The 11,086-nt window shown below is 54.0% G+C and carries 6 protein-coding genes; 4 read left to right on the top strand and 2 right to left on the bottom strand.

What is annotated here, in order from left to right:
* The first annotated feature begins 187 nt into the window (after positions 1-187).
* The 3 genes from obgE (at position 188) to H6F67_RS05690 (ending at position 7,990) form a co-directional block, all read left to right on the top strand.
* On the top strand, positions 188-1,228 hold the full coding sequence (gene obgE, locus H6F67_RS05700) for a GTPase ObgE (RefSeq protein WP_190764229.1): 1,041 nt from the start codon (positions 188-190) through the stop codon (positions 1,226-1,228).
* A gap of 470 nt (positions 1,229-1,698) precedes the next feature.
* Positions 1,699-6,948 carry a PAS domain S-box protein gene (locus H6F67_RS05695; RefSeq protein WP_190764227.1) on the top strand — a complete coding sequence of 1,750 codons (5,250 nt, stop codon included), beginning with the start codon at positions 1,699-1,701 and terminating at the stop codon, positions 6,946-6,948.
* 94 nt (positions 6,949-7,042) lie between these two features.
* On the top strand, positions 7,043-7,990 hold the full coding sequence (locus H6F67_RS05690; protein WP_190764225.1) for an aldo/keto reductase family protein: 948 nt from the start codon (positions 7,043-7,045) through the stop codon (positions 7,988-7,990).
* Positions 7,991-8,150: 160 nt separating this feature from the next.
* Here H6F67_RS05690 and H6F67_RS05685 read toward each other — a convergent pair whose 3' ends face one another.
* Together H6F67_RS05685 and H6F67_RS05680 are read right to left on the bottom strand one after the other, a co-directional pair.
* Positions 8,151-8,726, bottom strand: coding sequence for a TIGR04376 family protein (locus H6F67_RS05685; protein WP_190764223.1), 576 nt, complete (start codon positions 8,724-8,726; stop codon positions 8,151-8,153).
* A 75-nt stretch (positions 8,727-8,801) separates the two neighbouring features.
* Positions 8,802-9,653 (bottom strand): TIGR02281 family clan AA aspartic protease, encoded by an 852-nt coding sequence (locus tag H6F67_RS05680; protein ID WP_190764221.1) that lies wholly within the window; start codon positions 9,651-9,653, stop codon positions 8,802-8,804.
* A gap of 230 nt (positions 9,654-9,883) precedes the next feature.
* Here H6F67_RS05680 and carA point away from each other — a divergent pair, with 230 nt between their 5' ends.
* Positions 9,884-11,026, top strand: a complete 1,143-nt coding sequence (carA, locus tag H6F67_RS05675; protein ID WP_190764219.1) for a glutamine-hydrolyzing carbamoyl-phosphate synthase small subunit — start codon at positions 9,884-9,886, stop codon at positions 11,024-11,026.
* Positions 11,027-11,086: the final 60 nt, after the last annotated feature.

Below are 11,086 nucleotides of genomic sequence, written 5' to 3'. Positions count from 1 at the left end.
GCAACAGCTTAACGTAGCAAATCTAAACATAATCTTTTCATAACTCCTTCTTTGCCGTAACTTCACAAAGCTGCTCGGTAAATTCCCCGTTGGCGGGCGAAATTAGCCGGAGAAAGCTTTGATCTGTAAGGGAGGTTGAGAATCCGTACGATCGCCTAGGATCAAGATAAGATTTCACGAAAAATTCATGCAGTTTATCGATCAGGCCGAAATTGAAGTGCAAGCCGGAAAAGGCGGCGATGGCATGGTGGCCTTTCGGCGCGAAAAATATGTGCCTGCGGGCGGACCTGCGGGCGGCAATGGCGGCAACGGTGGCTCCGTCATTTTAGAAGCGGCAGAAAATCTGCAAACGCTGCTCGACTTTCGCTATGCCCACATCTTCAAGGCCGAAGATGGCGATCGCGGTGGCCCCAAAAACATGACCGGAGCAGCAGGACGCGATCGCCTCGTGCAAGTGCCCTGCGGCACCGTCGTTTATGATGCCGAAACCGACGAGATTTTGGGCGATTTGACGCGATCGGGTCAGCGGCTCGTCGTGGCGCAAGGCGGCAAAGGCGGCTTGGGCAACAAGCATTTCTTGAGCAACCGCAATCGCGCTCCGGAACATGCGCTGCCCGGATTGCCCGGAGAACATCGGCTCTTGCGGCTCGAACTCAAGCTGCTAGCAGAAGTCGGCATCATTGGCTTGCCCAACGCCGGAAAGTCAACGTTGATTTCCGCTTTGTCTGCTGCCCGTCCTAAAGTGGCCGACTATCCGTTCACCACGCTGATCCCCAATTTGGGCGTCGTCCGCAAGCCGACAGGAGACGGCACGGTTTTCGCTGATATTCCCGGATTGATCGAAGGCGCCCATCAAGGAACCGGATTGGGACACGACTTTTTGCGGCACATTGAGCGGACGCGCCTGCTGCTGCATCTGATCGATGCAACGCAAGACGACCCGATCGCCGCCTATCACACCATTCAATCTGAACTCGAAGCTTATGGACGTGGCTTGATCGATCGCCCCCAAATCGTCGCGCTCAACAAAATCGACGCGATCGATCCTGACACGATCGCCGCTCTCAGCGCAGAATTGCGATCGATCACGTCTGCCTCGGTCTTCGCGATTTCTGCCGTTGCTCAAACCGGACTGGATACGCTGCTGCAAGAACTCTGGCAAATGCTGGAGGAAGCTGAACCGCCTGTATTCGTCGGCACGGCTGAATTATATGCGGGCGACTTTTAGGGCGATCGCGCCGGAACTCGTTTCTGACCTATCGCTTGTCTTGCTGCGCCTGTGCCGCTACAAGAACTACACTGCTTTGAGTTTGAAGTGTAGTTCTTGTAGACGGAACTAAGGCGATCGAAAATTTCCACGTTAATATTATTTAGCATTTAGTCGGACGAGGATCATAGCTCTTGAAAACATGCTCTAATTTTCATGTGCCAAACTTGCTCCTGCATGGTTGTCTTTTGAGCCTGTGAATAGCAAGCTGTGAGTGGGCAAACTCAAAAGGAACAAGCGAACGCTTGCAATCGGAACTGGCAAGCTGTGAATACATGGCTACAAGAGTGCGATCGAATTCGATGATTTGAGGTTGGTCGGCTTAACGTATTAAAAATTACATACTCTCTCAAAGAATTTACTAAACCTGAAAGTAAAATAGCGTTAGATAATTCGGATCAATCCCGTCAATTTTAAGTTGAGCATTGTTCATGAAGCTTTCTGCCCCTGCCGACTGCGAAGCAATGCTGAACGAACTTTTCAACCAGTCGATCGCCCTCATTTCCACCTATCAAATCAAGGCTGGGCGATCGCCAAACTCCCATTCCGATTGCTGGCAGGTCAGCGCTCTTTCACCTGCCTGTGCCCCGATTTACGGATACAGCGCAGACGAACTCATTGCCGATCAAGCGCTGTGGCGATCGCGGCTGCATCCGGCAGATTGGCTCGCTCATCAAACGGCAAATCAAACGGCAATTGATCGATCGCTGCAAGCCAACGGTTCATCGATGACGCGAGACTATCGTGTGCATCATGCCGATGGCAGCGTGCGCTGGCTGCGGGAAAACCTCACCTTTCGCCACAGCGCAGACGGCTGGATCGCAACGGGAATCGCGGTTGAAATCACGGACTGCAAGCAGATTGAACAGCAACAGGCTGACGCGATCGCTCAGCTTGAAGCGCAACTGCAAAGCTTGATTGCGGGAACGGCCATCGTCACGAGCGAAGATTTTTTTTCCGCCCTAACGCAGCATATCGCCGCTGCGCTGGATGTGGCTTTTGTCGCCGTCTCAAAACTGATCGATCGCGGCGTTCCACAACACTATCGCGCTCCAACCCTGGAGACCTTGGCATTTTGGGCACAGGGCGAACTGCATCCAAATCTCAGCTATCCGGTGCAAAATACGCCTTGCGAAATCACGATCGCTCAAGGTTTTTTTTGCTGTTCGGCAAACGTGCAGGCGGCGTTTCCCGCAGATCTTGATTTGGTCGAAATGCAGGCGGAAAGCTATTTGGGCATCGCGCTCAAAAACGCGCAGGGACACACGATCGGTGAACTGTGCTTGATTGACACAAAACCGATTGAGCCGTCGCAGCGGACAGAAGAAATTTTGCGCGTGTTTGCAACTCGTGCCGCTATTGAACTGGAACGACAACGTGCAACGACTGCGCTGGAACAACTCAATGATGCACTCGAAGCGAAAGTGATCGATCGCACCCAACAGCTTCAGCAGAGCGAAGCGAAACTGCAAGATGTTTTGAACGGCGCGATCACCACGTCGATTTTTAGCTGCTTTTTGTTTGCCGATCGCACCTGGAAATACGACACGATTTCGATCGGGTGCGAAGTCGTGTTTGGCTACACCCCTGCCGAAGTTTCGGCTGATCCGTCCTTGTGGTCGGCGCGAGTCGTTCCCGAAGATATGCAGTTGCTCATTCTGCCTGCGATCGATCGGATGTTTACCGAAGAAACCACGACGATCGAATATCGCTTTCATCATTTGGATGGCTCGATCCGCTGGATTTCTGCTGTTTACACGGCTCGACGCGACGACGCAGCGGACTGCTGGCGCGTCGTCGGTGTGAGTACGGACATCACCGATCGCAAACGGCTCGAAGTCGATCGCCAGCAGGCACAGCTTGAACTGCAAGCTCAAAAAGATTTTCTTCAGCGGGTGATTAATTTTGTCCCAGGCTGCATTTTTGTCAAAGATACGCAGGGTATTTTGCAGGTTGCGAATTTGGCAACGGCTGAGCTATACGGCACGACGGTCGAAGATGTTCTCGGCAAACGAATCACCGAATTCGCTTCGCATCTGAGTTCTGCCCAGCGCAGACAGTTTGAGGTGGAAGATTGTCAGGTCATGCAGACCAAACAGCCTTTGGTCAAACAAGACTGCATCTCCACTGTGCAGGGGCAAGACCGCTGGTATCAAGTGACACTAAAGCCGTTTGTTGATCCGCAGGGACAAGTGCAGGGTGTTGTTGGCAATTCGATCGACATCACCGAGCGCAAACGGGCTGAACTCGCGCTGCAACAAAGCGAAGAACGCTTCCGACAGCTTGCCGAAAGCATTCAAGATGTCGTTTGGATGAGCACTCCGACTAGCAACGAAGTGATCTACATCAGCCCGATGTTCGAGCAAATCTGGGGCTATCCCTGCGATGCGCTCTATGCATCGCCTTTTCTGTGGATGGAAACGATTCATCCGGACGATCGCTCCACGCTGCGGCTAGCCTACGAACAGCAAGTCTTGACAGGCTATGACGAGCAGTACCGAATTGTTCGCCCTGATGGTGAAATTCGCTGGATTCGCGATCGCGCGTTTCCGATTCGCAATGCCGCAGGCGAAATTTATCGCATCGCCGGAATTGCTGCCGACATCACCTCTTTCAAGCAGATTGAAAGCGCGTTGCAGCACTCGCAGCAGCAGTATCAAATGCTGGTCAATTCGATCGATGCGATCGTTTGGCAAGGTGAACTGCACGGTTCAGAATTTGAGTTTACGTTTGTGTCGCAGCAGGCCGAGCGAATTCTCGGCTATCCGCGCGATCGCTGGTATGAAGCGGATTTTTGGTCAGCCCATGTGCATCCTGATGATTTTGATCGCGCGATCGCTTACTGCACAAGCTGCATCGAAGCTCATCTCGATCATGTGCATGAATATCGAATGCAAGCCGCAGACGGACGATTTGTTTGGATTGAAGACAAAACCAAAATCATCGTTGAAAACAATCAAATTCAGCAAATCATTGGCCTGTTTACCGACATCAGCGATCGCAAACAAACCGAGCTATTGCTGGAGCAGCAGCAGCAAACAATGCGAGCCATTATTGATCATGCGCCGCTGTGGATCTGGATGTGCGATCGCGATCGCAAAGTGCAACTGGTCAACAAAATGCTGGCTCAAGATATCGGCGTCACCAAAGCAGCGTTTTTAGCAGCGGATGATTATGTAGACCTGTTGGGAGCGTCAGCGCAGCCCTGCATCGAATCGGATGCGGTCTGTTGGGCAGCGGATACGCCTGTGCGATCGATCGAAACGCTGGTGCTGACAGATGGACGAGAACACACGCTTGAAGTCATCAAAACGCAACTCAAAGATGCAGACGGAACGGCCACCCATTTGATTGGAATTGCGCTGGATGTGACCGATCGAATCGCGGCAGAAGCCGCCCTGCGGCACAGTGAAGAAACGCTGCGGCTCGTTGTGCAAAACATGCCCGTGATGCTTGATGCCTATGACGCTAACGGCAACTTGATTGTGTGGAACCGCGAATGTGAACGTGTGACGGGTTTTAGTGCCGAAGAAATTACGCACAACCCCAACTCGCTAGAACTGCTGTATCCTGACCCGGACTATCGCGCCCAAATGCTGCGGCAGTGGACACAGCACGCGGGCAACTTTCGCGATTGGGAATGGGACATTACCTGCAAAGACGGCAGTCGCAGAACAATCCTTTGGTCAAACGTGTCGCAAGAATTTCCAATTCCGGGCTGGGCAGGCTGGGCGATCGGCATTGACATTACCGATCGCAAAATCGCAGAGCGATCGCTGCGCCAAAGTGAAGAGCGCTATCGCACCCTGGTTGATAATCTGCCGGGAGTGGTGTATCGCTGCAAGAACGACCAAGCCTGGACAGCGCACTATCTGAGCGATCGCATCTTTGAACTGACGGGCTATTCTGCCAGCGAACTGACGGCTTCAGGCAAACGCAGCTTTGGCAGCATCATTCATCCCGACGATGTTGAACCGATTTGGAGCGAAACCCAAGCCGCGATCGATCGCGATGGCTGCTACCAAAACCAGTACCGCATTGTTCATGCCAACGGCGAAGTTCGCTGGGTCGCTGAATATGGAAGCGGCTGCTATGCGCCGGATGGCACGGTGCTTTGGGTAGACGGCATCTTGTTCGACATTACCGATCGCAAACGGATCGAAACCGCCCTGCAAGAAAGCGAAGCCCGCTATCGTCGCATCGTCGAAACCGCAGGGGAAGGCATTTGGATGATTGATGCAGAGGGAACTACAACCTTTGTGAATGAGCGGATGGCACAAATGCTTGGGCTAACGGTTGCTCAAATGGTTGGCAAATCAATGTTTGATTTCACCGATGCCGAAGGCCAGTACATTGCCAGAAGAAATCTCGATCGCCGCCGTCAGGGAATTGGAGAGCAGCACGACTTCAAATTCAAGCGGGCTGACGGATCGGATCTGTGGGTAATTTTAGAAACCACGCCGATCTTTGATGCAGCAGGAATTTATCAGGGTGCGTTAGGAATGCTCACCGACATTACGGCTCGCAAGCGGGCAGAAGAACAACTGCTTGACTTGTCCGATCGCTTATCGCTGGCGCTCAAATCCGGCGCGATCGGCGTTTGGGAATGGGACATTGCGGCGGACGCGCTGATTTGGGACGATCGCGTTTGCGAACTGTATGGTGTCGATCGATCCAACTTCACCGGAACTTTCTCAGATTGGAGCAAGCGCGTTCATCCGGACGACTGGCCGGAGGCCGAAGCCGCCACGCAAAAAGCGCTTCAGAACGAACAGGATTATGAGACAGAATTTCGCGTTGTTTTGCCAGATGGCAGTATCCGCTTTATCAGGTCATCCGCGATCGTGCAGTGCAACGAGACAGGCGAATCGCACCGCATGATCGGCATCAACATCGATGTGAGCGTGCAGCGGCAGGCCGAAGCAAAATTGCGACAGGCCAATGAAACGTTGGCGATTGCCAACCTGGAACTGGCGCGAGCCAACCGCCTCAAAGACGAATTTTTAGCCAACATGAGCCACGAGTTACGCACGCCGCTGAGCGCCATGCTCGGCTTGTCCAGAGCGCTGCAAGAAGAAACGTTTGGCTCGCTCAATGACAGGCAGCGGCAATTTGTCGAAACGATCGCCAGCAGTGGCGATCACCTCCTCGCCTTAATCAACGACATCCTCGACCTTGCCAAAATTGGCTCAGGCAGATTTGAGCTTGAATTGGCCGCCGTCCCGATCTACGGCTTGTGCCAAACCAGCTTGGCTTTTGTTCAACCGCTGGCCGAACAAAAAAATATTGCGATCGATGCTCATCTGCCGCCTTCCTCTTGCCTCGCCGTCTTGGATGAACGCCGCATCTGCCAGGTTTTGATTAATCTTTTGAGCAACGCCGTCAAATTCACGCCTCCCGGTGGTCGCGTAACGCTCAGCGTGAAAGTCGATCCGCAAAGCAGCATTCGCTTCTCGGTCAGCGATACGGGCATTGGCATTGCACCTGACGACCAAACCTTGCTGTTTCAGCCGTTTGTGCAAATCGACAGCAGCCTATCGCGCCATCACGACGGCACAGGATTGGGACTCGCCCTCGTCAAGCAGATTGTGGAACTGCATCAGGGCAGCGTCAGCGTTGAAAGTCAACTGGGTAAAGGCAGTTGCTTCAGCGTCATCCTGCCGGATCGCAGTTTGCTCTGATGTCGCGAACTTGACAGCAATTCCATCTCAGGCTAGGGGATGCGCTCAGGCTCGATCGATACACTCACGAAGCAATCGATCGAAGGAGCCGGAAATGGAATATCGGCAGTTGGGTAAGCACGGCGTTCGCGTTTCGGAAATTTGTCTAGGGTCGTGGCTCACGTATGGCGGCGCAACTGCTTCAGATGCTGCCCGAAGCTGCATTGAGCAAGCGTATGATTTGGGCGTGAATTTTTTTGATACCGCGAACGTGTATGCGCGGGGGGCAGCAGAAAAAATTGTGGGCGAAGTGCTGCGCCAATATCCCCGCGATTCTTATGTGCTGGCGACCAAGGTGTACTTTCCGATGGGAGACAGACCCAACGATCGCGGCTTGTCGCGCAAACATATTCTCGAACAGTGTGATGCCAGCCTCAAGCGGTTGGGTGTGGACTACATCGATTTGTATCAGGCGCACCGCTATGATCCGACCGTGCCCCTGTCCGAAACCTTGATGGCGTTCGATCATCTCGTGCGGCAAGGCAAGATTCTTTACTATGGCGTGTCCGAGTGGAGCGCGAGTCAAATTGCTCATGCTGCCGACCTGACGCGAGTAGCCGGACTGTATCCGATCGCTTCTAACCAGCCGCAATACAGCATTTTGGAGCGCAAAATTGAAGCGGAAGTGATGCCGCTCTGTCAGCGCGAAGGCATCGGCATCATCAACTGGTCACCTCTGGCGCAAGGCATCCTGACCGGAAAATACAAGCCAGGTGAAGCGTTGCCCGAAGGCTCTCGCGCCAGCGATCCGCGTCAAAATGCGTTTATGCGACTGGATGACGAGCAGCTTACACGAGTGCAAAAGCTGGGATCGATCGCGCAGTCCGAAGGCTTGAGCATGAGCCAGCTTGCCCTTGCTTGGTGTCTTCGCAATTCCGCCCTGAGCAGCGTGATCATCGGCGCAACCAAACCTGCTCAGGTTGAAGAAAACGTGGAAGCAGCGGGCAAAAAGCTGTCGGCGCAGTCGATCGCTTCGATCGACAATCTATTTGGCACGCCATAAATTGTCGTCGGGGCGTGGCAATGCCGTGACTCTTGATATGCAACACAGGATCTACTAGGGCGACCGCAATTCGATCGACCTTGGCGGTCGGGTGCATCCGAAGCTGTCAGTCAGATCGGTGGGTCATCCAGGGGGCTTGCTTTTCTTCAATTCCTCACTCCTACTTGCCCATTTGTCGCTTGAGCTGATCGAGTTCTTCATCCATTTCCCAGCGACGAAAAGTTTGCTCTAGCGGGTCGGTGGGATTGGTGAAGGTGGGGTTCCAGTTTGTGTTTTGCCAAGCTTGGCTAGCCTGTTGTGCTTTCGCTTTGGCTTTGGCAGCTTGAGCTTCGGCGACTTTGGCAGTGACTTCTTTGCGCTTCAGTTGAATTTGGGCGTTGAGGTCGATCGATTGCTTGATGCGGTCTTTAACGGCTTCCATTTGTCCCCAAAGCTGGTTGCCTTGACGCAGCAGGGCGGCTTCACGTTCTTCGGCAGGCGTGACCAGATCGGTGCGTCCGGCTGCTTTGGCTTTGTCAATGCGGACGTGCCAGCGCTGCACTTCTTGGGCTGTAGCCAGGATTTCGTCTTGAAGCTGGCGTTCGCGGCGGCGCAGTTCGGCCAGCAGGCGGACGGTTTCTTCTTCTTGTTCGCGCAACTTTTCGGCCAAGGCTTGAAGTTCAAGATCCGGATTGTCGCGCAAAAATTCTTCGAGTCGCGCTTCGAGGAAGTTGCTGAAATCTTCAAACACGCCCATGCGGTGAACTCCTTGGCTTCGTATGGCTCGATCGTAGCAAGTTACAACAATTGCGCGATCGCGAACCGTCCACCTCTATCGGGGGTGAAATTCCACGACATCTTGGCGAATGAGCACGTCAAAATTGCCAAAGAAATCATGTCCTAGCAAACCAATGTCGAGTTCGGGACCAGCAACCGCCACCAGCATGTCAGAGGCGATCGCGCCGTCCACTTCGACCGACTGCACATAGCCCAGCGGAAATATGACGTTGCGGGCACTAGCCGTGCTTGCGGTGGCCTGCCCGACCGGAACCACATTCAGCGCGGCGGCCATGTTTGCCGTAATCAGCGTGCCGCTCGCTCCGGTATCGACGATCATTTCATACTGCTGAGTGCCGTTGAACGTGACGGCAATTACCGGAATGCCGCCGACTCGTCGGAGAATGGGTGCTCGAAATATTGTGTTTGCGGGTGCGGGAGCGATCGCAGGTTCTGGCGCGGGTGCGGCGACGGGAATGATGTCTGCTGTAACGCGCACGACGCCATCCGGATTTTGCAGGGCGGTCGATCGATTGGCCTGCCGCTGAGCGTAAGCCAAATTGCGCTGATATTCTGCCACTTTGGTTTGTGCCTGGGCGCGACGCGGATTTCCGGCTGGAATCGCTTTCATTTGGTCGATCGCCTGCTGCCAGCGGCTCACCACCAAGCGCCAATCATCTTGCGACTGAGCCGCCTGCGCCATCGTTGCGGCACTCATCGCTCGCCGCAAGCCTTGCTGAAACGGATCGGGTGCGGTGGGTGTGGGTGCAGCCGGAGCAGGTGTCGGGGCGATCGCCGCAACCGGAGACGCGACTGGTGCAGGCGGTGCAGGCGGAGTGACTGAAGTGCTACAGCCGCATAAGGCGAATCCGGTTAGCACAACGGCTCGAAGAGAAAACTGACGCATGGAAAGAGGGAAATAAGGATCTGGGGATGGAGGATCAAGGTTGGGGCAGCAAAAGCCGACATCCAACCACCGATCTTTGACACCCAATTGTTTCTGATTGAACGGAAGCAAACCCGGAGCAGATGCCACAATGCTTGAAGGTTCGATCGCGCACCCACTGCGGATGATCCAATTATTCCCTTATTCTGTCTGTTGATGGACGCCCTTTTCGTAAAGTTGTTCTAAAGATCATGCTGCCTTCTTCTGCTCCTGCTTTGTTGGTTTTGGCAGACGGTACAGCCTATCGAGGCTGGTCGTTTGGCGCTTCGGGAACGACGATCGGTGAAGTCGTCTTCAATACCGGGATGACCGGATATCAAGAAGTTCTCACCGATCCGAGCTATCGCGGCCAGATCATCACCTTCACCTATCCTGAACTGGGCAATACGGGTGTGAATCCCGACGACGAAGAATCGATCGCTCCTCAGGTGCGCGGTGCGATCGCCCGCAACATTTGTCATCGTCCGAGCAACTGGCGATCGACCCAGTCGCTGCCCGACTATCTCAAAGCGCATAAAATTCCGGGTATCTACGGCATTGACACGCGCGCCCTGACGCGCAAATTGCGATCGAGCGGGGCGATGAACGGGGCAATTTCGACAGAAGTTCTCGATCCGGCAGAACTGCTGTTGCGGGTTCAAGAAGCGCCCAGCATGGCCGGATTGAACCTGGTGCGGGAAGTGACGACGCGATCGATCTATGAATGGTCAGACCCGACCGATTCCACCTGGGAATATCGCCCGACGCTCGCGGATTCTGATGTAGAACCATTGACCGTTGTGGCGATCGATTTTGGCATTAAGCGCAATATTCTGCGTCGTTTGGCAAGCTATGGCTGTCGCGTGATTGTTGTTCCAGCCGATACGCCGCCCGAAACGATCCTCAGCTACAACCCCGACGGCATTTTCTTGTCGAACGGCCCTGGCGATCCGGCTGCCAATATCGACGGCATTGAAACGACGAAAGCTCTACTTTCGAGCGACAAACCGCTGTTTGGCATTTGCATGGGTCATCAAATCCTCGGTCTTTCGCTGGGCGCGGAAACGTTTAAGCTCAAGTTCGGCCATCGCGGACTGAATCAGCCCTGCGGCCTAAGTCAACAGGTGGAAATTACCAGTCAAAATCACGGTTTCGCGCTGACAGTCGATTCAATTCCGAATGCAGATGTTGAAATCACGCATCTCAACTTGAACGATCGCACCGTTGCTGGACTCCGCCACAAAACGCTGCCGCTGTTCTCTGTGCAGTACCATCCTGAAGCGAGTCCGGGGCCGCACGATGCCGACTATCTGTTCGATCAGTTTGTGCAAACGATGCGCGAGCAGAAGAAATGACGGCAAAAAGCAGGGCGATCAACTCGATCGCCCTGCTCACCATCAGACACTCCGTTCGGC

Origin of the sequence: Microcoleus sp. FACHB-1515, from assembly GCF_014696105.1 — a bacterium.
Taxonomy (GTDB): domain Bacteria; phylum Cyanobacteriota; class Cyanobacteriia; order Elainellales; family Elainellaceae; genus JAAUTJ01.
Note: the sequence above shows the minus strand (reverse complement) of the source record. Positions and strands in the feature narration are given on the sequence as shown.